A 19357-nucleotide genomic window follows, 5' to 3' on the forward strand; every position below is an offset into this window, starting at 1 on the left:
GATAATGGGCATAAGGCTGCGACATGGCAGGGATCTACCAAATGAGCGAAGAACTACCAGAGAAAATGGTGGAACTGCCAGAGAAGACGAGAGCCTTCCTTGCCGGTCTCCGTCCTGACGAATTGAAGACGCTCGAGGCTATTATCGAGATGCCTGCCGAAGATGTCCGTGAGGGCTTCCGAATGGTCCGGGACATGCGGGCTGTCGGAAAGTTTATGCGCTGGCTGCTGCTGTCCATGATTGCGCTCTTCGTCGGCTCCATCATGCTCTACGAGAACATTCAAAAAGCAATCGGTTATCTCAAAGGAGGGCCGACACCATGAAGCGTTACCTTTGGAAAGTGGTAGGCATCGGCGTGTTTGCGCTGGCCGGGCTGGGCTCGGTAAATTTGGGCATCTGGGTTGCCGACCGTGAACCGCCGATTATTTATGAGGATGCCAAGGCGCTGGCGCCAACGGTAGAGCAGGGCGATACTATCGAGATTGAGTTCTCGGTATTCCGTACCCGCATTTGCCCGCTGATCACAAAGCGCTGGCTGACTGATTCTGCCAAGGAACGTCACAGCATCCCCCAGTTTACCACAGGGCTTAAGTTGCTGGCAGGTAGGGAAACTTATCGCCGGTCGATCACCGTTCCCGTGGCTGCGGCTCCTGGGCCTGCTGAATACCGCGTGACATTGGAGTACCGATGTAATCCGCTTCAAAACTTCTTGGGCCCCATCGTCGTCACATCGCCACCGATCCGGTTCAGCGTGTTGCCTGCCCGCATTCTCACGCTCCCATCCGATTGACTTAACTCCCGGATTGCGATTGATCATCGTTCTAATGATCGCAGAAGCAAACCATGCCATTGCCCCGCTGAAAATCGAGTGGGGGTCATTCGAAACCCTATCCACAGTAGAGGGATTGGCGCGCTGCTTGATTGACCAATGGCCTGCAGATTGCACAACTGATGCCTACGTAACAGCCCTGATGGTTTGTGCCGCTGTCTTGACTGGCGGCGATGAGGATACGGCAGAAGACGCCAGAGCGGCGTTTGTGGATGCGGCGCATGAAGTAGGGCTATCGGTCAGCCCAGACGATGACTTCATCTAGCTTGGCCGCGCGAGACGGGCTGTGAAGGCGTCTTGTGTGGGTAATGCTCCCAGCACCACCACTGCACCCGCTCTGCCTTGCTGCGGGCGAAACCAAACCCACCCCACTTCTTGCAGTTCGGCAAACAGCAGTAGTGGTTCTCATGGACGCCATCGCCGGTTACGCTTGTGTCGCTCACAGCAGCGATCCTTGTGGCTCGGGTTCTTCCGCCGACACCACAATCAGCTTGTCATCGGCAAGAGGGCGTTGAAGCTCTTTCGCCTCGTCCCATGGCGCACTCATCCACACCTCGACTTCCTCCTTCGTTGTCAACACGACCGGCATGGCTTTTGGGTGGATTGGCTTCACCACTTCGTTTGGGTCTGTGGTGAGGAAGGCGAACAACTCGTGTTGCCCATGGCGTGGGTTTTTCATCGAGCCTCTGGTGCCAGTCCAATCCGTCCAGACGCCGGCGAAGAAAGCCAAGGGCTCGCTATCATCAATCACGAACCACCGCTTTGTCTTGCGCGGCTTTGTGTCCTCCCATTCGCAGAAGCGCGTCCAAGGCACGATGCAGCGGTTTTCCACCTTCAGCCACCGGCGCCAGTGTGGCGATGTGACGTTGCGGATGTTCGTGACGCCGGTGTCTGGTTTGTCACCAAGAATGTTGGGCGGCGTCGGCATGCCCCACGTCAACTCTGCCAGATCGCGTGCGCCATCCTTGTTTCGCACAACAGGGGCAGGGCGATCCGGATAGACCTCGATGTCAGGTTGAAGGTTGATCCGCTCATTCATCATGCCGGCGATGTCGCGCATCGCCTCCTGATTGGTGCGGACCTGGTACAGATTACACATGCGTCACCTCGGAAGTTTGGCGAGGGTCAATTCGACATCACCCTTGCGATTGCACTTTTTGCACCGAAGAAGCTTTTTCAGGTCGTCTAAAGTCATTCCAGGCTTTGTAACCTTGCTGACGCGCCAACGTTCCAAATTAGAAACGTGTCCGCAATAGCGGCATTTGCCGACGACGATTTCCCAACTGGAAAGATATTCGAGCCTGGGGGAGGGCGGTGGCTCAGACTTGATCTTATAAGTCTCGTGTCCCTCATAATAGTTGAGCCGACACCTGTTGCTGTAGCCTTCTGTTTCCCTGCAGCATTTGATGATGTCTTTTGCGATCGGCGCTCTGAGGGACATCAACTCGACATCGCCGTAGACCTCCATCAATGCGGCATAATCCATTTTACGCAATAGCTCGCAATCGATGCACATGACGTAAATCAGATCGTCCTTTTTAGACGATAGCTTCGGCAGATGGTCATAGGCCATCACGCCCCTCGCTCGGTACCCACCCCCGCGTAAAGCCCCGTCCCATTGCCACCACAGCCAAGCTCAACTGGTGTTGCAGGTGTTCGATCTCTTCCTGCATCGCCTCGATAGCGGCTTTCGCATCCCCCTCGTGGCATTGCAAAATGTAATCCGCCACATCGACCGGGGCTTTTTCAAATTCAGGACGCACGTTCTCACTCTCCATATTTCAGAGCCCAATGCCGCAATGTATTTTCGGAAAGCACGCGCACCCGTGCCAGCGATGTTCTATTTATGTTCTCATCGCTGCTTGAGTCAAGACTTGCGTGATATGAACTGGTATTTGATGCTGATCATGATGAGGGTCGAAGGCGCTGTGTGCCACATAGAGCGATACACAGAGTGCCACTTGAAGCGGAAATAACCCTCAAGAACGCTGGTTTCCAGCACTTCTTGGAGTTGGTCCAAGTCCCGCCGTCCGCACCTTTTCTTGCTGATAATTACGATTGCCCAGTCGGACGCTGCGCCTGCTAAAATGGGTGCTTCGAGAGTTTGATCAGCTCATTGCTGCTATCCGAAAAACCGAAACTGGATCCTTCGCGCCGGCGAAAGTTTTGCGCCATTTATGCACTTGAGAAATATTCTGTGGTGTTAACGTAACCATTTCGCGCATCGCTAACTCCTCACCAGAGCCCCTCCATGACTGGACGACGGATCCAATAAAGTCTCTATCACGGTGCGCTATATCAAGGTTCTCGAAATCAGACGGCATGCGCTGCTTGTCTACTTTGACAAGAAATAAGAATCTGGCTGCGTATATCCGTAGAAATCGCACATTCTCGAAGCGGTCAACTGCAGGAGATAAGAATGGAACATTGCGGTTGTCGAACTCGGTAACGCAAACTGAAGTGCGTTGGGTGGTTGGCTCTAAAACTTCGTGTTTAAAAAGTGTCTCGTATGGACCCAAGTGGACGGAGCGGAACATAGCGTGGGTGCTATGATGCGCGCGCCAAGCAACAGAAATAACAAATCGCCGGATCAACTCCGTATCTGTCACATGGTAAACGCGTGCTAAGCCATCCGTTTCAGGTGGTACGTGCCCTACCTTTGTCAGAAGCTGCTCAGCTGCTGCTTGATCGAAGATGCCTAGGTTCGAATCGCAGGCTGCACACAGTATTCCTTCATCGTAAACGCCAATTGGAGCCTTCCTCGGAAATTGGAACTTGTCCGACGACAATAATTTGGTGGTTGCAGAGTTTGGAAAGAAGGCTTTGGGTATCACGTGCGATTTGATTAGTTTTTTTTCTTCACCACATAATTTGCATAAATCAGCCATTTTGGTTTGCCGCGCTTTCTTTGAAGCTACCCGCCTTCGTCATTTCTGAGGCTTGTTGCAGCTACCTCTATTTCTGTTCTTATCGCGTTAGGATCACATCGAGGTTCTGCCCGTTGCTGACAGTAACAAACTTTGTCAGGTCACCGCCTTGCGTGCTGTCTCCGGCGCGCCAGTTGACGTTCGTAACGAGAAGATATTCGCCATCCGGAACCCCTTGAAAGGAGAAACGCCCTTCACCGTTAGCCTGGGCAACTTTCGTGTAATTTTTCAGCCTTACGTCAAGATTTGTCACGGGCGGAGCGCCGTAAACCTTCTGACTGGTGTCATACAATTCGCGCACATAGCTTGAGGCAGGTAGCAGCAAGGCCTGACTTCCGGCAGCGTAGACGACCATTCCATCATTGCGCCGCATGAAAGCCTGCGCGCTTACAGTCGCCTTGCCAGGCTTTGCAGCAAACTCATGCTCTGAAGGATTGAATGGCGTTTTCACCGTAACGGACTGAACGCATGCGGAAAGAGCGACAACGATCGTCGCTACCATTATGGACCTGAATTTCATAAGTACCCCCCGATCTTGAAAGTACAAAATGCCAGAGCGCGGGGCATGTTGCAATCCGGCGACAGCAGCCAACTCGCCATCCCGACATGACACGTAGTCGCGACGCAGAGTCCCGAAATCGCGTCGTAGTTACGCGCTAAATCGCCCGTAATTTATCTGGGAGGATTGCAGTGATCGGTCTTCCGATACCGTCCCCCAAAAGTTTTACAGCGCTATTGAAAACATTATGGAATTTCGTGCCGATTTGAGTGAGTTTTACACTCAAGGCGTTGATCTATAGGCGATAGATCAAGCTTCCCAAGCTGAATACGAGGGTTCGATTCCCTTCACCCGCTCCAGCCTTCGACCCTGCCGAATTTTTGGATATGCGGGTACCGACTGTTCACGCGCGGCCGTTGCTCCAATATCGAGCTTGCTGTCGTTATTTTTGTTGCTTTGAGGCCGCATCTTGTCGGCAGACGGTTTAAAAATTAACGTCGCCACTTTCGCCTTTACACGATCTACTTCTGCTAATCTTCCGTTGGCTGGAACAAAATCCATTAGACCCACGTTGGTTTCCTGAAAAGAAAAGGAATTACCAATGGTCAAGATGGTAAAAATCATTTCTGCATTTGCATTAAGCTCGGGTTTGGCGACTGGCTTCGTCTCACCTGCCAGCGCGCTCAGCTTGATAGGGCCGGCCTATGAGAATCAGGCTGAATCTCAGGCAACAGTCTATGGCAACTCTCCCATTGCCTTTACAGGTGGTGCGGCTGGCAATGCGGGCTCCACCGGCCTGATGCTTTCCGAGCATGAGATAAACCACGTAAAATGGTGCGCAAAAACCTACGTGTCTTACCATGCAACTGACAACACATTCCAAGCCGAAAACGGTGTTCGCGTAGCTTGCCAGTCGCCATACTGATTAATTTAGAATAATTTATAATACATTGAAGTATATATTTTCATTTTTTTCTTGAAGTGGGCTTGTGCGGTGTCTTGTTCCAGACAAAGGGCTTGTATCGCAATTCATAAACAGCACGCCACGCCGCCACAGAGAGCATAAGCCAGTACACAGGAGTGTAAAGCCAGCGTTTGCCAATCAGCTTACGCTCATGGGCAATCATCGCCTTCGTTCCCATGAGGATGAACACCGTATAACTGGCGGCGATGTTGACGATATCAACGATGAAAAGAAAGATCTGCAAAGGCGCAAGCGCTGATATTCCGTCAACCCAGACCAGTCGTGCGATGTAGAAGATGTAGAGAATGAACATCGGATGGGTCAATGAGGACAACAGCATGCCCCCGATCAGGAGGTGGAACACCAGATAGGCCTTCCATCCCATTTCGCGAGAGATTGCCGAGGGCGATCGCATCATAACAAGCCAGCTTTGCAGCCACCCTTTGAACCACCGGCTGCGCTGGCTCAGCCACACGGAAATGTCGGTCGGTGCGTCTTCAAGTGTCTGGTATTTGATGACGTCGGACTGGTAGCCCAATCGGTGAAGCCGAAGCCCAAGATCGGCATCCTCAGTAACATTGTATGGATCCCATGCGCCAACCTTGCGAAGAACCGAGGCGCGAAAATGATTTGATGTTCCACCAAGCGGAAGCGGCATCTTCATGCGTGCTAACATGGGCAACATGCGCCGGAACAGAGCGGAGTATTCCAGCGAGAAAGAGGCGGTGATCCAAGAGGCACTGGCGTTGCTGATAATGAGCGGTGCCTGCAGGCATGCGAGCTGATCTGATCCAGTGCGAAAGCGAGTATAGGCTTCGCGCAACTGTTTGGGGTGAGGTCGATCTTCTGCATCATAAATGGCGATAAATTCTCCGCGCGCGCCAGCAAGGGCATAGGTCAGCGCTTTTGGTTTTGTACGTGGCAATGAGGGCGGTACGTGAACAATTTCGATGTGGTAACCGGGGCTTAGTCGGGTAATTGCATCAATGGTCGTGGCATCGTCGTCTTCGCAGACGAGCTTGATGTCGAGACAGGATTTCGGCCAGTCTAGCCGATCAAGCGCGTTGATGAGTTGTTCTACGACCGCTTCTTCACGGTAAAGTGCCACGAGAATGGTGTAAACTGGCAGCTGCTCATCGGTTGTCTGATCGAGAAGAGCAAGATTTCGTCCAGAGGTTTCCTCGGCGGGGGTTGCGCGAAAGAGTATGGCGGCCATGTAGAGCCCGGCCGTCACGATGTGTAAAAGCTGAAATGTCGGTGTTGGCGCCAAAAGCATCGATCCGAATAGAAGCGCCGCGCAGATACCCAGTAGAAAGCCCTGTTTCCCGTGCAGAGTGATGCGCGCCGAATAGAGAGGCGCGGTCTCGAACAGTGAGTTTATGGTCTGCCGGGTTCGCCGTTCCTCGCCCGCCCTCCACACCGCTTTTCGAAGGGCAGATGGTGTCGTCACGACAAGACCTGCAGTGACCGTCGGGTTGTTTTCGAGCGCTGTCTTCAGTCGCTCAATGCTCTCCAGGTCAGGCGTAACTGCGATATAGGGTTTGGCGTCAGCGGGCGAAAGGCGCACCATGCGCGTGTCGATAAGCTGAATGTCGAGTGACGGAGTGTCCACAACGATGGCGGCATCCAGGTCGGCATGGAAAGGGAGCCGCAGAAAGCGGGCGAAGGCACCGAAATAGGCGTCTTCCGTCACCAGTCCGTCTGCCAGCAATTCCGTCTCGAATGTGGACCCGTTGCATGCGGCTTTTGCGGTGTAACGGTCAATATGGGGTTTTCCGAGCCCAAGCGATTTGAGAAAGGCAACATCGTCGCGCTCTGGCGCGGCTTTGCCGTGAAGCGTGAAGGGATCATCATATAAGGGATCGAAGGCAAGAATTTCGCCCTGCACCAGCATCGCGTTTTGCGAGACTTGTGTATACTCTTCAAAACGCGACATACACATTCAGCCACCGTAACCGGTGGCGCCCCAACAATGCCAGTTTGGATGATATACATGCGCCTTTCAGTTGCACCCCTGAAATTCAGTAGTATTTTTTCTTTATTGATCGGCGTGGTAATTTTTTCATTGCCTGCTCAGCCCAGAGCGCAGGAGTTGGTACAAACCGGGCGCCTGCCGGTGCTGTTCGATGCGCAGGAACGCATGCCGGGCGCGGATTTATCGACGGTCTCGCGTGTTCGGTTCTTGATGTCGGTGGATTTTCCACCCTTCAATTTCACGGATCAGGACGGGCGTCTGGTGGGGTTTCATGTCGATCTGGCCCGCGAAATATGCGCGCAACTTAAGATAGAAAATAAATGCCAGGTACAGGCGCTGCCGTTCGATGAATTGGAAGCGGCGGTCGAAATGGGCGAGGGGGAGGCCGTGATGTCGGGCATCGCCTCGAGCGCGGATCTACGAAAAAGCTTCAGCTTTACCAGGCCCTACACGCTTTTACCCGCACGCTTTGCGGTTAACAAGGCGGCTAGGCTCGAAGGTCAAGCGGCCGACGCACTCTCAGGAAAAAAGGTCGGCGTCGTCAGTAATTCCCGGCATGAGGCCATGCTGAAGGCATTTTTTCCCGCCGTTCAGGTCACCGGCTTCGATGGCTATGAGCCGATGTACGAGGCACTGAAATCCGGCAAGATCGACGGCGTCTTTGCCGACGGTTTGCGGCTGCCTTTCTGGGTTGCAGGTACGGCATCGAATGGGTGCTGCACCATGTTCGATGGTCCCTATATGTCGGACCGCTTTTTAGGCGAAGGCCTGTCTATTATGACGGTCGATCCGGAAAACAAACTGGTTCCCGCTTTCGATCAGGCCCTTGCTGCACTCTCGCGCAACGGGCGGCTGGAAGAAATCTATCGCCGCTATTTTCCTTACGGCATGTTTTGATCAGGTGCTACTGGCTGGCCCAGATGATCCGCGCCATCCATTCCACCTCTTTGAGGTCGAAGCTGCGATTGGGATGTTCCGGATTGAGCGACAAAAGCTCGATAGTCTTGGCCGTCTGACGAGCTAGGACTTTGGCCATGACCTCGCCATCCCGGCTTTTCACCACCACGCGGTCGCCGCGCCGCATCTGCGCGCCCGGTTCTACGATCAGCACATCGCCATCGCGGTACAGCGGCATCATGCTGTCGCCTTGCACTTCCAAGGCATAGGCTCCGGCCTTGTTGGCGGGGGAGGCGGGAAAGTCCACCACGTCCCAGCCTTGGCCTGCGGGAAAGCCACCGTCATCGAAAAATCCGCCTGAGCCGGCCTGTGCGAAACCGATAAGGGGAATGGCGCCCGTCTGGGACGGAAGATTTCCATCCGGCAATGCATTTTTGTTCGAGTGCCCCATGGCATAGCCAAAGAACTGATCGATCGTCGCACCGGTGGCGTCCAGAACTTTTGAGATGGATTCAGTGGAGGGCCAACGCTGGCGTCCGTCTGGACCGACCCGCTTGGATTTGTTGAACGACGTCGGATCCAGCCCCGCTTTGCGTGCCAAGCCGGACGGCGAAAGCTGGTTCCGATCGGCAAGCGTATCGATTGCACTCCAGATATCATCGTGTGACAGCATGTTCAGGGCCCGGGTGGAGCGGCGTCGTCACGCGGCTCGCTTCAATATAACGCGAAACCTAGCCAATTATGCCTTCGGAGTAAAGTATTAAAGGAATAAAATCCTTGTCTTTATGCAACCAAAGTCGACATATTGATCTTTGAAAGCTGAATCACGGCCTGTGTGCGGCTATCGACTTTCAGTTTTAACAATATCGCCGAGACATGCGCCTTGACCGTGGCTTCCGAAACGCTGAGCTCATAGGCAATTTGCTTGTTGAGCAAGCCTTCGCCCAGCATGCCCAGCACACGATTTTGCTGTGGTGTCAAAGTGCGGAGCCGATTGATGAGGTCGGCCATGTCCGGGTCGTGATCCTGCCCGGCCTGACAGGACGCCGGTATCCAGACATCCCCCTCCAGCACCGCCCGAATACCTGCGCGCAGGTCCTCAATGCCTGAGGATTTGGAAATGAAACCGGAGGCCCCGAGTTCTATGGCACGGCGCATGGTCGCTGGATCATCGCTAGCCGATACGATGACAATGGGCAGGCTGGAAAACTCGGCCCTTAACGCCATCAGCCCGGAAAACCCGCTGACGCCCGGCATGGCAAGGTCGAGCAGCATGAGATCGGCATCCGGCTGATCTGCGGCGGCCATTTTTGCCGCTTCGAAATCGCCAGCCTCGATAATGGCGTGGCCGCCATCCAGCCCCGAAACCGCCTGGCGCAACGCGCCGCGAAACAGAGGATGGTCGTCCACGATTATGATGGTCATCTGTAACATGCCGCGCCCCCTCCCAAGAGCATTTCATGCGCGCATCATTCTTGAGGAGCGCGATCAAGCGTCAAGTCCCACAAACCGAGGATTGCGTAAATGTCGCCACAACACAAGCGCTTGATGCTAGCAAAGGCTCGCGCCACCCTGTGTATGCGCAAAAATCTGCGTGAGGCGGTGGACAACAAAGAGCATTTGCGGCAAACCGCCCATATATGAAGGAGACGCCACATGAGTGAAACGCCCCCCGTCCTTTACAAGATCGTACCGAGCGCCCTGTGGCGAGAGGCGCAAGAAAAGGGTGTTTTCGAAGGTGCCGAGATTGATCTCCAGGATGGTTACATCCATTTTTCCACCGCAGCCCAGGTCAAGGAAACTGCGCTGAAGCATTTCACCGGTCAGAATGATCTTCTGCTGGTCGCCGTGGACGGTACCGCCTTGGGCGAGAAGCTGGTGTTTGAAACCTCTCGTGGCGGCGACCTTTTTCCGCATCTTTACGCTTCATTGCCATTGAGTGCGGTTTTGTGGGAAACGCCGCTGACGCTGGATGATGACGGTGCACACCAGTTTCCGGAGATTGCATGATGAGCGGAATTTTTTCCTCGATTGGTCGGCGCGGCCTCTTCCTGATGGACCCGGAAGTGGCGCATGGCATGTCGATTACCGCGTTGCGCTCAGGCTTTATTCCCACCTGCCACGTCCCGCATGATCCGCGCCTGCAGCAGACCGTCGCGGGCCTTGTGTTTCCCAACCCGCTCGGCATGGCGGCGGGCTATGACAAGAACGCGGAAGTGCCGGGTCCCCTCTTGAAGCTGGGGTTTGGTTTTACCGAAATCGGGACCGTGACCCCACGAGCTCAATCGGGCAATCCCAAGCCGCGGATTTTCCGTCTGGTGGAAAACGATGCCGTCATCAACCGTCTGGGTTTCAACAATGAGGGGCATGCCGCGGCACTTGCGCGTCTCATCGCAGCGGGGCTTCGCGGCATCGTCGGTGTCAATATCGGAGCCAATAAGGACAGCGAAGATCGGATTTCAGATTATGTGAAGGGCATCGAGACCTTCGCGTCTGTCGCGTCCTACTTCACCGCCAACATTTCCTCGCCCAACACGCCGGGCCTGCGTGATTTACAGGCCCGTGAAGGTCTGTCGGCTCTTTTGAAAGCGGTACTGGAAACACGCGATACCGAGGCGCAAAAGCTCAACAGGTCCATCCCGGTCTTCCTGAAAATTGCGCCTGATCTGACCGAGGAAGGGCTTGACGATATCGCCGCGGAAGCCTTGGCGCATAATCTCGATGGTCTGATCGTCTCGAATACAACGCTCTCCCGTACAGGCCTCACACCCGGCCAGAACAACGGTGAAACCGGTGGTCTTTCCGGTAAGCCGCTGTTTGATCTGTCCACCACGGTTCTGGCCAAGATGCGCAGGCGCGTGGGCCCCGCCATGCCCATCATCGGCGTTGGCGGCGTTTCATCGGCTGAAACCGCACTGGAAAAAATCCGCGCAGGTGCAGACCTTGTGCAGCTATATTCCTGCATGGTGTATGAGGGGCCAGCTCTGCCGGGTAAAATCGTGCGCGGCCTGTCAACGCTCGTGGCGAAAGAGCAGGTCGGCAATATCCGCGACCTGCGCGATACCACAATGGAAAAATGGGCGGAGCGGACGCTTTAGTCCGCGCCACGGCGAAGCAATTACCGACACAGCACCATGGCCCAATACGGCCTGTTCTTCGCGCTCGCATCATAGGCAACCGCCACTCCCAGGCCGCCATAGTTGCCCAGCATGTTTTCCAGATGGTGCGGAGAGCTGATCCAGGCCTTCACCACGCGCTCGACCGTATCCTGTCCTGCAGCTACATTTTCGGCGGCGGGGAGGGGAACGCCTCCGTCCTTCATGCGAATGAGAAAGCTGTCCGTCAGGCCGATGAGATGCGCCATCTTCTGGGCTTTGACCATGCGGTTTGCCTGGTAGGCGGCGGCCTGTTGCGCGGCGCTGTTGGCTGAGAGCGTGGAAAGCCCTCTGGAACGACGAAGCTCGTTGACCATGGGAAGCGCTGAAGCAGTCTCGTCTCGCGTACCGGAGGCGATGCCTTTGTTGGTGGGCGCCGAGACGCAGGCGGAAAGGGCGGCACCAGCCGAAGCCAGCACGAAGCCGCGCCGTGAAAAGGTGAACAAGGACTGTTGGGTCATCAGCGGCGGAAGCTCAAAAGGCGAAGGATGATGAAGACTGGCACGACGATGATGGCACCCGCCAGCAGGTAGTCTCCAATACTGCCCAAGGCGCGGAAGCCGCTGTGCCAGATATCGAGTATGAAATCCCGAACGCCATAAATGATGTTCCAAGGTGTCAGGCCAAACACAGCCATGACGAACCCAACGATCAGGGACACGACGAGCAATTTGACGATTGTCCGCGCCACGCTATCACCCAGCACCTTATCGACCCCACCGGCCATCAGCAAATCTCCTCAATTTCAGCCAGGACATATGAAGCCAGGCGCGTCGATGCAAGTTATGACGCGTTCTGGGCGCGCCGTTTGTCGCTGCCATGAAATAGGACTTGAGTTTTTTTATGGCTTGATGAAAGACAACCTACCTCTTTCAGGAAAGTGCGGATGGCCCCACACCAGTTTTCGTCCGGTGATGCGATTGCAGACCGGCGCGCCGATTATGCCCGCATGCTGGCGGAAAGCGCAGATCACGCCGCCGCTGCAGAATTGATGGAGCAGGCGCTGGAGCTTACCCCGTCATGGGCCGCCGGTTGGGTGCAGCTGGGAGACTATTGCGAGAAGGCAGGACTGACCGAAAAGGCTATCGCGGCCTATGAAACCGTCGACACATTGGACGTCGAGGGAATTTTCGCAGCTCCCCTGAAACTGGCCGTGCTGGGAGCCGCCGAGACGCCCGAACAGCCGCCGAGCGCCTATATCGAGGGTCTGTTTGATGATTACGCCGACCGTTTCGAAACCTCACTCGTGAAAAAGCTGGACTATAGCGTCCCGCAAAAACTGGCCGCGCTGATCGAAATGGCAAAACCTTCGGCGGGTTTTAACTGCGTTGTCGACATCGGGTGTGGTACCGGCCTGCTCGGTCTGGAAATCGTCGATTGGACGCACCGCCTCGAGGGCTTCGACATTTCCACGAACATGCTGGCAAAAGCCGAAGAAAAAGCGATTTACCACCATTTGGCACAGACTGATCTTTCCCTTTCCGCCGAAGCGTCCGGCCTGTTTGCCGGCGATCTTGCCCGTCACCGCGCCGATCTGGTCGCGGCGGCGGATGTGATGATGTATCTCGGCAGTCTGGAAACGGTTATGCCACTGGTTCTCGCGCTCTTGGCACCGGGCGGAACATTCGCCTTTTCAGTGGAGGACGCGGGCAACGACGAGGGCTTCGTTCTCCAGCCTTCGCTGCGCTATGCCCATTCTGAGCGCTACATCACAAGTTTGTTGAGCGTATCCGGTTTTCAAATGCTGGAATCCCGAAAAACCACCATTCGCAAGGACGCCGGAAAACCCCTTTCCGGCATTCTGTTTCTTGCCAGAAAAGCCGCCTGATCTTTTCGTTTCTTGCCTTTTTATCGATAGGTCAGCCCTGCTTACATATCCACATTGAAACGCAGCCTGTTGCGGTGCAAAATGCAGCATATCCGGCTGGTCTCACCTGCAATAAGGTGACACGGCAAAGCAGTTTCAGACAGCACAGACAGTTTCATTCCGGGGTAACGCGCATGGCATTCACGAGAAGCGTTTATGGCATGTGGAGCGCCGATCCCGCAAAGCATGCGCCGCTGGAAGACATCCAAGGGATCGTCACAGGCAGCATCGTATCGGCGCTTGGCTTCTATCTTCTTGCCAGGGTCGGCCTGCTCACCGGCGGAACGGCAGGCGTCGCATTTCTCATTCACTATGCCTTCGGCATCAGCTTCGGCCTGCTGTTCTTCCTCGTCAATCTGCCGTTCTATTATCTGTCCTTCCGCCGTCTTGGCCTCGCCTTTTCACTCAAGACCTTCATCGCCATCGGCCTCGTGTCGGTACTGACGGAACTGGAAAGCCGCTGGATGGTGGTGGAAAGCATCAATCCGCTCTGGGCCGCTTTGCTTGGCGGGCTTCTCCTGGGTTACGGGCTTCTGGCACTGTACCGCCACCGCGCCAGTCTTGGCGGCATCGGCATTCTGGCGATTTACATTCAGGATCGTTTCGGCATCCGCGCAGGTCTCATTCAGCTTGCCTTCGACAGCTGCGTGATGATTGCCGCTTTTGCGGTCATCAACCCTGAGACGGTGCTGTACTCCATCGTCGGTGCTTTTGTGCTCAACCTCTTCCTTGCGATCAACCATCGCTCGGATCGTTACATCGTCGTGCGCTGAACGCTTGAAATTTCTCTCCATGCGGCGCAAGGAGGAGAGACGCAATGTGGGAACGATGATGAGCGATGTAGCAGAGCGCAAGCGCAACCGGTTTTGGGCATCCACCTCGGATAAGCACTCTGTCGTCGAAGACGCGCAGGCCGTCATTGCTGGCAGCATGCTCGTCTCGCTCGGCGTCGTACTCTTATCCGGCGGTGGCCTTTTGACCGGCGGTGTGGTGGGTGTGGCTTTCCTGTTGCATTATGCAACGGGCGTCAGCTTCGGTCTTCTCTTCTTCCTTGTCAATCTACCATTTTACTATATCGCGTTTCGTCGCCTTGGCCTTGCCTTCACCATAAAGACCTTCTGTGCCGTGGCGCTGACATCGGTCCTGTCGGAATATCTTCCGCATCTGATCGTGCTACAAAACGTCAACCCCGTCATCGCGGCTCTGTTTGGCGGCTTGACCGTGGCGGCAGGCATGCTGGCGCTGTTTCGCCACCGTGCCAGCCTCGGAGGCTTTGGAATTCTGGCGCTCTATCTGCAGGATCGGTTTGGCATTCGTGCCGGGCTGGCGCAGATGGCATTCGATTGTACGGTGCTCTTCTGCGCGTTCTTCGTCGCAACGCCGTTCATCATCCTGTGTTCCATCCTCGGCGCGTTGATCATGAACCTCGTCATCGCCGTTAATCACCGAAACGACCGCTATATCGCGATGTAAGGCCCTTCTTTTTCAGTCCGCTTTCCCTACTTTAGGGGAGTGAAACACACAGAGCCTCCCATGACCGGCCAGAATGTCGGAACCTTGCCTCTCTCGTTCCAGACATGGTTCGACGAGAAGGGCTGGAGCCCGCGCGCCCACCAGTTAGAGTTATCGGCCCGCGCCCAAGCTGGCGAAAATATGCTGCTGATTGCACCGACTGGAGCGGGAAAGACGCTGGGCGGTTTCATGGCTTCGCTGACAGACCTTACGCGGCGCGGCAAGGTGCCACCGGGCTCTGCCTTCGTTGGCGTCCACACGCTTTATATCTCGCCGCTGAAGGCGCTAGCCGTGGATATCGAGCGCAATCTCATGAAGCCGGTGACGGAGATGGGTCTGCCCATTTCGGTCGAAACCCGCACGGGCGACACGCCGCAATCCAAACGCCAGCGCCAGAAGCTGAAACCACCGGATATTCTGCTGACGACGCCGGAACAGGTCTCGCTGCTACTTGCCAACAAGGAAGCCGAGCGCTTTTTCAAGGACCTGAAATATGTGGTGCTGGACGAGTTACACTCGCTCGTCACCTCCAAGCGCGGCCATCTCCTGTCGCTGGCCATCGCCCGTATTCGCAAACATGCACCCGGCATGCGCACCATCGGTCTTTCCGCCACGGTGGCCGATCCCATGGATTTGCAACGCTATCTTAGTCCGCAGGTGAAGGGTGAGCCGCCGGCCGGTCTCATCACGGTCGATGGTGGCGCAAAACCCGATATCGCCATTTTGGGCACCGAAGAGCGTATTCCATGGTCCGGACATTCGGCGCGATATGCCATGCAGGATCTCTATCCGGCATTAAAATCGCACAAGACGACACTGATATTCGTCAACACCCGCTCGCAGGCGGAGCGCATCTTTCAGGAGCTCTGGACCATCAACGACGACAATCTGCCGATTGCGTTGCATCACGGCTCACTGGATGCGGGACAGCGCCGCAAGGTCGAAGCGGCCATGGCGGACAACAAGCTGCGGGCGGTTGTCGCCACCTCAACACTCGATCTCGGTATCGACTGGGGTGACGTTGATCTCGTGGTGCATGTGGGCGCGCCGAAGGGCGCAAGCCGTCTGGCCCAGCGCATAGGCCGGTCCAATCACCGTATGGATGAGCCTTCCAAGGCCATTCTGGTGCCCGCGAACCGTTTCGAGGTCATGGAGTGCCGCGCAGCGCTGGATGCGAACTATGTCGGCGCGCAGGATACGCCACCGATAGCTGAGGGCGCGCTGGATGTTCTGGCGCAACACGTCCTCGGGATGGCCTGCGCCGAGCCCTTCGACGCCGATGAGCTTTACCGCGAAGTCACCAGTGCCTCTCCCTATGCCAGCTTGCCCCGCGAAACCTTCGACCGCGTCGTAGATTTTACGGCGACCGGCGGTTATGCGCTGCGCACCTATGAGCGTTATGCCCGCATTCGCCAGACGAAGGATGGTCTGTGGCGCGTTTCCAACCAGCAGGTCGCCATGCAGTACCGTCTCAACCTCGGCACCATCGTCGAGGCGGCGGAACTCAATGTCCGCATGGTCAAGCGTAATGCCAAGGGCACGGTCGGGCGCGGCGGCATGTCGCTGGGCAAGGTGGAGGAGCATTTTCTCGAACAATTGGTGCAGGGGGATACATTTCTGTTCGCGGGCAAGGTGCTGCGCTTTGAAGGCATCCGCGAAAACGAATGCCTCGTCAGCCAGGCCTTTTCCATGGACCCTAAAATCCCGTCCTATGCGGGCGGCAAGTTTCCGCTCTCCACCTATCTGGCAGACCAAGTGCGCTCCATGCTGGCGGACCCTGCGCGTTGGAACGCCCTGCCGGATCAGGTGCGCGACTGGCTGGCCATCCAGAAAGAGAAGTCGATCATACCCAAACGCGATGAGTTGCTGGTCGAGACCTTCCCGTTCCGCAAACGTTTCTTCATGGTCATGTATCCGTTCGAAGGGCGGCTAGCGCACCAGACGCTCGGCATGCTTTTGACACGGCGGCTGGAGCGGGCAGGGGCGAAACCCATGGGCTTTGTCGCCACCGATTATTCTCTGGCCATCTGGGCGCTGGAAGATATCGGCTCGCGTCTGCAATCGAACCGTCTGTCGCTGCCCGACCTGTTGGACGAGGATATGCTGGGTGATGATCTGGAAGCATGGCTGGACGAATCCTTCATGCTCAAGCGCACCTTCCGCAACTGCGCCGTCATTGCGGGACTTATCGAGCGACGTCATCCCGGCAAGGAAAAGACCGGGCGACAGGTCACGGTGTCCGCAGATCTTATTTATGACGTTCTTCGCAGCCATGAGCCCGACCACATCCTGCTGGAGGCCACGCGTCGCGATGCCGCATCGGGACTTTTGGACATTGGCCGTCTTGGCGATATGCTAAGGCGAATCAAGGGACACACTACCCATTGCGCTTTGGAGCATGTCTCGCCGCTGGCCGTTCCGGTCATGATGGAAATCGGGCGTGAGACGGTACCGGGCCAGGCCATGGATGACGTGCTGGCAGAGGCCGCCGATGAGCTGATTGCGGATGCAATGTCATGATGCATCGGCCACTAAAGCATGTCGCGTTTCATTGTCCTCAATGAAACGATAACGTACATGCGACAAAACAAGAGCTAAAGCGTGTCGCAGTGAATCCTATTCACAGAGGCACGCTTTAGAAGATGAAGGACAAAACCGAAACGTGCTGAGCAGACTTGCCTTGAGCGATAAATTTGCCACAGGCTTTGAATGCCTGGGCTCTGAAACGGACATCAATGGTGTCGCCGGCTGGTGCGATCCGCTGGGAGGTCTTTATCTGCCGGACCTGTCCCTGCTGGTCGTGTCTGATCTGCACTTGGAAAAGGGTGCGGCTTTTGCCCGCCGTGGACGGCTTTTACCGCCCTACGACACGATCGCAACCCTCAAGATCCTTGCCTCTCTTGTCTCCCGCTACGATCCGAAAATCGTCGTCAGCCTCGGCGATAATTTCCATGACCGCATCGGCTCAACGCATTTGCCGTTGCCGCTTCGTGATCTCATCAAGGAGATGGCCAAGGGTCGCGAGTGGATCTGGATCAATGGCAACCACGATCCCGATGGTACCGTGGATTTGCCGGGCGCCTCGACCGACGAGATGGTCTACGGCAACCTTGTCTTCCGGCATGAGCCGAAATCCGGTGTCTGCGTGGGTGAAATCGCCGGCCACCTTCACCCAGCCGCGACGGTGCGTCGCCGCGACAAATCCGTTCGCCGTCCGTGTTTCGCAACCGATGGCGCGCGTATGCTCATGCCTGCCTTCGGCGTTTTGAGCGGCGGTCTGGATTTGCGGCATAGGGCGATGCAGGGCCTGTTCGATCACACGTCTCTCGTTGCGCATCTGCTCGGTCGGGAGCGGATTTACTCGGTGCGTTTCGCCAATCTTCTGGGATAATAGCGTCTCAGTGATAGACGTATGGCGCGACGGCGCTTTTGTCGATCTTCACCTTTGCCAATGTCAGGAAACGATCGAGCGGACAGGCTCCGTCTTTAACTTCTCCTTCGCACCCAGGCATGGCTACCGCAGCCTGAAGCGGGGGCGATTTGTCGTCAATCACCGAGGCATTGCGGATCTGGTCGAGCGAGGGCGCAACGAAACCCATTCGGACATAGGGTTTCCCGTCTGCGTCGTGAAGGCGCTCGAAGGTCAGAGCGCCTGTCGGCGGCGTCTCATCATCGAGATAGGGTGGGATTTTCCAGTGGATGCCAAGCAGCGTTGCCAACTCGGCCTGCTGGGTGTCGCTGCCCATAAGCAACAGGAACTTCGCGTCCGGCGGGCCACCCGCTGGGGGGGTCTTGTCCAGTGCGAGAAGAAGCTGATTGAGAAAATTCGAACCATCGCGTTGCGCGATATAGGGCACGCGGTTGCTGAGATCATATTTGATCTGCCGCAGTTGCGACAATCGGATGATATCGGCTGCTGCGGATGCTTTGCCGAAGGCCACCTCATCAGCCGGAAAACCGTTGGCATATTGCAGCAGAAAGACCTGAGCAAGGGTGCCCGCCTCGGCTAGCGGTCCTTTCAGGCTGACGCTTGCTGGCTTGTCGCCCTTGTCCTTTTTGACCTCGATGGACCACGGCCGGTTCTGTAACGAGCAGTCGCTACCGGCTGCATCGCATCCGAGGATCGCATCCATCTCCCTCATCAGCGGTGCTGCCTTTTGCTTGGCCGCATCAAGACTGTCGCCCGCCGCTTCCAGAATGGCGGCTTCCGCTGTGTCTGTATCGATGGCACCGAGTGCCGTCTCGGACGCATCATATAGCGGGTCCGGGCCATCGCCGGATGCATGGCCAACCGTCAGGCCACAGCCCGGAAACATGGTCGAAAGAATGACATTGCCGGTGTCGATGGTGCGCTGGACGGTGCTGTTACCCCACGAGAAAACGCTCTCCTTTGCAGGGCAGCCCGTCTCTGGGACTAGCCCCTTGGCGGCCAGCATGCCATGCTCCCACCTCGCCAGTTGCGCCGCTGCTGTGGCTCCGTGCGACGTCAGCGCCCCATCTGGCGTGTTCCACACCGGCCACTGCTTTGCCGACATGCGGGCAAGTTCTTTGCTACTGGTCTGCGGGCGCACCCCGTGTCGCATCACGGCGACAAATTTGTCACTGACAAGCGTCTCGCAAACCGCAGGGCCAGACATCAGGCAGATTAGAAACGTGGCAGACAAAGTCCGTTTGATGTCCATGTCGTCGTCCTGCGCCTGTGAAAGGAGACACCACAGATAGGATCGCTTTG

Annotated in this window: 24 protein-coding genes; 12 read left to right on the top strand and 12 right to left on the bottom strand. The window is 56.1% G+C overall.

The window, feature by feature from the left end:
* Nucleotides 1-41 precede the first annotated feature (41 nt).
* From GGQ73_RS03130 to GGQ73_RS03140, 3 genes are read left to right on the top strand one after another with little or no spacing between them, the layout of a single operon-like run.
* The gene (locus GGQ73_RS03130) at nucleotides 42-323 is read left to right on the top strand and encodes a hypothetical protein (RefSeq protein ID WP_113100735.1); all 282 of its coding nucleotides are present in this window, start codon (nucleotides 42-44) and stop codon (nucleotides 321-323) included.
* On the top strand, nucleotides 320-790 hold the full coding sequence (locus tag GGQ73_RS03135; RefSeq protein WP_183893925.1) for a hypothetical protein: 471 nt from the start codon (nucleotides 320-322) through the stop codon (nucleotides 788-790). Before GGQ73_RS03130 ends, GGQ73_RS03135 begins: the two co-directional genes overlap by 4 nt.
* A 19-nt stretch (nucleotides 791-809) precedes the next feature.
* Nucleotides 810-1094 (top strand): DUF982 domain-containing protein, encoded by a 285-nt coding sequence (locus GGQ73_RS03140; RefSeq protein ID WP_234910870.1) that lies wholly within the window; start codon nucleotides 810-812, stop codon nucleotides 1092-1094.
* A gap of 174 nt (nucleotides 1095-1268) precedes the next feature.
* Here the strand turns inward: GGQ73_RS03140 and GGQ73_RS03145 are convergent, their stop codons facing one another.
* The 6 genes from GGQ73_RS03145 to GGQ73_RS03170 all read right to left on the bottom strand — a co-directional run bounded on the left by GGQ73_RS03145 (nucleotide 1269) and on the right by GGQ73_RS03170 (nucleotide 4864).
* On the bottom strand, nucleotides 1269-1928 hold the full coding sequence (locus tag GGQ73_RS03145; RefSeq protein ID WP_183893927.1) for an SOS response-associated peptidase: 660 nt from the start codon (nucleotides 1926-1928) through the stop codon (nucleotides 1269-1271).
* 3 nt (nucleotides 1929-1931) lie between these two features.
* A complete protein-coding gene (locus GGQ73_RS03150; protein ID WP_234910871.1) occupies nucleotides 1932-2402 on the bottom strand; it encodes a hypothetical protein in 471 nt (156 codons plus the stop codon).
* On the bottom strand, nucleotides 2392-2592 hold the full coding sequence (locus GGQ73_RS03155; RefSeq protein ID WP_412762947.1) for a hypothetical protein: 201 nt from the start codon (nucleotides 2590-2592) through the stop codon (nucleotides 2392-2394). Before GGQ73_RS03155 ends, GGQ73_RS03150 begins: the two co-directional genes overlap by 11 nt.
* Nucleotides 2593-2937: 345 nt before the next feature.
* Complete coding sequence (locus GGQ73_RS03160; protein WP_183893931.1) at nucleotides 2938-3717, bottom strand: hypothetical protein; 780 nt, start codon at nucleotides 3715-3717, stop codon at nucleotides 2938-2940.
* Nucleotides 3718-3796: 79 nt separating this feature from the next.
* Nucleotides 3797-4348, bottom strand: a complete 552-nt coding sequence (locus GGQ73_RS03165) for a peptidase associated/transthyretin-like domain-containing protein (RefSeq protein ID WP_183893933.1) — start codon at nucleotides 4346-4348, stop codon at nucleotides 3797-3799.
* Between the two features lie 216 nt (nucleotides 4349-4564).
* Nucleotides 4565-4864: a hypothetical protein gene (locus tag GGQ73_RS03170; protein WP_183893935.1), complete on the bottom strand. Its 300-nt coding sequence runs from the start codon at nucleotides 4862-4864 to the stop codon at nucleotides 4565-4567.
* On the opposite strand from GGQ73_RS03170, the gene GGQ73_RS03175 reads away from it, so the two are divergent.
* A complete protein-coding gene (locus GGQ73_RS03175) occupies nucleotides 4857-5180 on the top strand; it encodes a BA14K family protein (RefSeq protein ID WP_234910872.1) in 324 nt (107 codons plus the stop codon). The two genes, GGQ73_RS03170 and GGQ73_RS03175, sit on opposite strands and share 8 nt — an antisense overlap.
* A 40-nt stretch (nucleotides 5181-5220) precedes the next feature.
* Here the strand turns inward: GGQ73_RS03175 and GGQ73_RS03180 are convergent, their stop codons facing one another.
* Nucleotides 5221-7161 (bottom strand): glycosyltransferase family 2 protein, encoded by a 1941-nt coding sequence (locus tag GGQ73_RS03180; protein ID WP_327786289.1) that lies wholly within the window; start codon nucleotides 7159-7161, stop codon nucleotides 5221-5223.
* 168 nt (nucleotides 7162-7329) lie between these two features.
* Between GGQ73_RS03180 and GGQ73_RS03185 the strand changes: the two genes are divergently transcribed.
* The gene (locus GGQ73_RS03185) at nucleotides 7330-8091 is read left to right on the top strand and encodes a transporter substrate-binding domain-containing protein (protein ID WP_183894443.1); all 762 of its coding nucleotides are present in this window, start codon (nucleotides 7330-7332) and stop codon (nucleotides 8089-8091) included.
* 7 nt (nucleotides 8092-8098) lie between these two features.
* On the opposite strand, the gene GGQ73_RS03190 is transcribed toward GGQ73_RS03185, so the two are convergent.
* Complete coding sequence (locus GGQ73_RS03190) at nucleotides 8099-8764, bottom strand: S24 family peptidase (protein WP_183893939.1); 666 nt, start codon at nucleotides 8762-8764, stop codon at nucleotides 8099-8101.
* Nucleotides 8765-8874: 110 nt separating this feature from the next.
* Complete coding sequence (locus tag GGQ73_RS03195; protein WP_174152028.1) at nucleotides 8875-9525, bottom strand: response regulator; 651 nt, start codon at nucleotides 9523-9525, stop codon at nucleotides 8875-8877.
* Between the two features lie 222 nt (nucleotides 9526-9747).
* Here GGQ73_RS03195 and GGQ73_RS03200 point away from each other — a divergent pair, with 222 nt between their 5' ends.
* Complete coding sequence (locus tag GGQ73_RS03200) at nucleotides 9748-10101, top strand: DUF952 domain-containing protein (protein ID WP_174152029.1); 354 nt, start codon at nucleotides 9748-9750, stop codon at nucleotides 10099-10101.
* Nucleotides 10101-11189, top strand: coding sequence for a quinone-dependent dihydroorotate dehydrogenase (locus GGQ73_RS03205; protein WP_183893941.1), 1089 nt, complete (start codon nucleotides 10101-10103; stop codon nucleotides 11187-11189). The genes GGQ73_RS03200 and GGQ73_RS03205 overlap by 1 nt, the downstream gene beginning before the upstream one ends.
* A 20-nt stretch (nucleotides 11190-11209) precedes the next feature.
* Here the strand turns inward: GGQ73_RS03205 and GGQ73_RS03210 are convergent, their stop codons facing one another.
* A complete protein-coding gene (locus GGQ73_RS03210) occupies nucleotides 11210-11707 on the bottom strand; it encodes a CAP domain-containing protein (RefSeq protein ID WP_183893942.1) in 498 nt (165 codons plus the stop codon).
* The gene (locus tag GGQ73_RS03215) at nucleotides 11707-11973 is read right to left on the bottom strand and encodes a DUF6460 domain-containing protein (RefSeq protein ID WP_174152032.1); all 267 of its coding nucleotides are present in this window, start codon (nucleotides 11971-11973) and stop codon (nucleotides 11707-11709) included. The genes GGQ73_RS03210 and GGQ73_RS03215 overlap by 1 nt, the downstream gene beginning before the upstream one ends.
* Nucleotides 11974-12132: 159 nt before the next feature.
* On the opposite strand from GGQ73_RS03215, the gene GGQ73_RS03220 reads away from it, so the two are divergent.
* The 5 genes from GGQ73_RS03220 (at nucleotide 12133) to pdeM (ending at nucleotide 18016) form a co-directional block, all read left to right on the top strand.
* Entirely contained in the window at nucleotides 12133-13074 is a 942-nt protein-coding gene (locus GGQ73_RS03220) for a class I SAM-dependent DNA methyltransferase (protein WP_183893944.1), read from the top strand.
* Nucleotides 13075-13274: 200 nt separating this feature from the next.
* A complete protein-coding gene (locus tag GGQ73_RS03225) occupies nucleotides 13275-13886 on the top strand; it encodes a YitT family protein (protein ID WP_174152302.1) in 612 nt (203 codons plus the stop codon).
* Nucleotides 13887-13944: 58 nt separating this feature from the next.
* On the top strand, nucleotides 13945-14586 hold the full coding sequence (locus GGQ73_RS03230; RefSeq protein ID WP_183893946.1) for a YitT family protein: 642 nt from the start codon (nucleotides 13945-13947) through the stop codon (nucleotides 14584-14586).
* A 60-nt stretch (nucleotides 14587-14646) separates the two neighbouring features.
* A complete protein-coding gene (locus GGQ73_RS03235) occupies nucleotides 14647-17145 on the top strand; it encodes a ligase-associated DNA damage response DEXH box helicase (protein ID WP_183893948.1) in 2499 nt (832 codons plus the stop codon).
* 142 nt (nucleotides 17146-17287) lie between these two features.
* Nucleotides 17288-18016: a ligase-associated DNA damage response endonuclease PdeM gene (gene pdeM / locus GGQ73_RS03240; protein WP_183893950.1), complete on the top strand. Its 729-nt coding sequence runs from the start codon at nucleotides 17288-17290 to the stop codon at nucleotides 18014-18016.
* Between the two features lie 7 nt (nucleotides 18017-18023).
* Here pdeM and GGQ73_RS03245 read toward each other — a convergent pair whose 3' ends face one another.
* Entirely contained in the window at nucleotides 18024-19307 is a 1284-nt protein-coding gene (locus GGQ73_RS03245) for a histidine-type phosphatase (protein ID WP_183893952.1), read from the bottom strand.
* Nucleotides 19308-19357 lie beyond the last annotated feature (50 nt).

This window comes from Rhizobium skierniewicense, from assembly GCF_014196515.1.
Classification (GTDB): Bacteria; Pseudomonadota; Alphaproteobacteria; order Rhizobiales; family Rhizobiaceae; genus Agrobacterium; species Agrobacterium skierniewicense.

Excerpts from the sequence above, each read along its gene's own strand:
- GGQ73_RS03160 (WP_183893931.1), bottom strand. The coding sequence starts at position 3,717 with ATGGCTGATTTATGCAAATTATGTGGTGAAGAAAAAAAACTAATCAAA.
- GGQ73_RS03215 (WP_174152032.1), bottom strand. The coding sequence starts at position 11,973 with ATGGCCGGTGGGGTCGATAAGGTGCTGGGTGATAGCGTGGCGCGGACA.
- GGQ73_RS03190 (WP_183893939.1), bottom strand. The coding sequence starts at position 8,764 with ATGCTGTCACACGATGATATCTGGAGTGCAATCGATACGCTTGCCGAT.
- GGQ73_RS03150 (WP_234910871.1), bottom strand. The coding sequence starts at position 2,402 with ATGGCCTATGACCATCTGCCGAAGCTATCGTCTAAAAAGGACGATCTG.
- GGQ73_RS03145 (WP_183893927.1), bottom strand. The coding sequence starts at position 1,928 with ATGTGTAATCTGTACCAGGTCCGCACCAATCAGGAGGCGATGCGCGAC.
- GGQ73_RS03175 (WP_234910872.1), top strand. The coding sequence starts at position 4,857 with ATGGTCAAGATGGTAAAAATCATTTCTGCATTTGCATTAAGCTCGGGT.
- GGQ73_RS03220 (WP_183893944.1), top strand. The coding sequence starts at position 12,133 with ATGGCCCCACACCAGTTTTCGTCCGGTGATGCGATTGCAGACCGGCGC.
- GGQ73_RS03245 (WP_183893952.1), bottom strand. The coding sequence starts at position 19,307 with ATGGACATCAAACGGACTTTGTCTGCCACGTTTCTAATCTGCCTGATG.
- GGQ73_RS03235 (WP_183893948.1), top strand. The coding sequence starts at position 14,647 with ATGACCGGCCAGAATGTCGGAACCTTGCCTCTCTCGTTCCAGACATGG.
- GGQ73_RS03205 (WP_183893941.1), top strand. The coding sequence starts at position 10,101 with ATGAGCGGAATTTTTTCCTCGATTGGTCGGCGCGGCCTCTTCCTGATG.
- GGQ73_RS03195 (WP_174152028.1), bottom strand. The coding sequence starts at position 9,525 with ATGTTACAGATGACCATCATAATCGTGGACGACCATCCTCTGTTTCGC.
- GGQ73_RS03180 (WP_327786289.1), bottom strand. The coding sequence starts at position 7,161 with ATGTGTATGTCGCGTTTTGAAGAGTATACACAAGTCTCGCAAAACGCG.
- GGQ73_RS03210 (WP_183893942.1), bottom strand. The coding sequence starts at position 11,707 with ATGACCCAACAGTCCTTGTTCACCTTTTCACGGCGCGGCTTCGTGCTG.
- GGQ73_RS03130 (WP_113100735.1), top strand. The coding sequence starts at position 42 with ATGAGCGAAGAACTACCAGAGAAAATGGTGGAACTGCCAGAGAAGACG.
- GGQ73_RS03225 (WP_174152302.1), top strand. The coding sequence starts at position 13,275 with ATGTGGAGCGCCGATCCCGCAAAGCATGCGCCGCTGGAAGACATCCAA.
- GGQ73_RS03230 (WP_183893946.1), top strand. The coding sequence starts at position 13,945 with ATGAGCGATGTAGCAGAGCGCAAGCGCAACCGGTTTTGGGCATCCACC.
- GGQ73_RS03135 (WP_183893925.1), top strand. The coding sequence starts at position 320 with ATGAAGCGTTACCTTTGGAAAGTGGTAGGCATCGGCGTGTTTGCGCTG.
- GGQ73_RS03200 (WP_174152029.1), top strand. The coding sequence starts at position 9,748 with ATGAGTGAAACGCCCCCCGTCCTTTACAAGATCGTACCGAGCGCCCTG.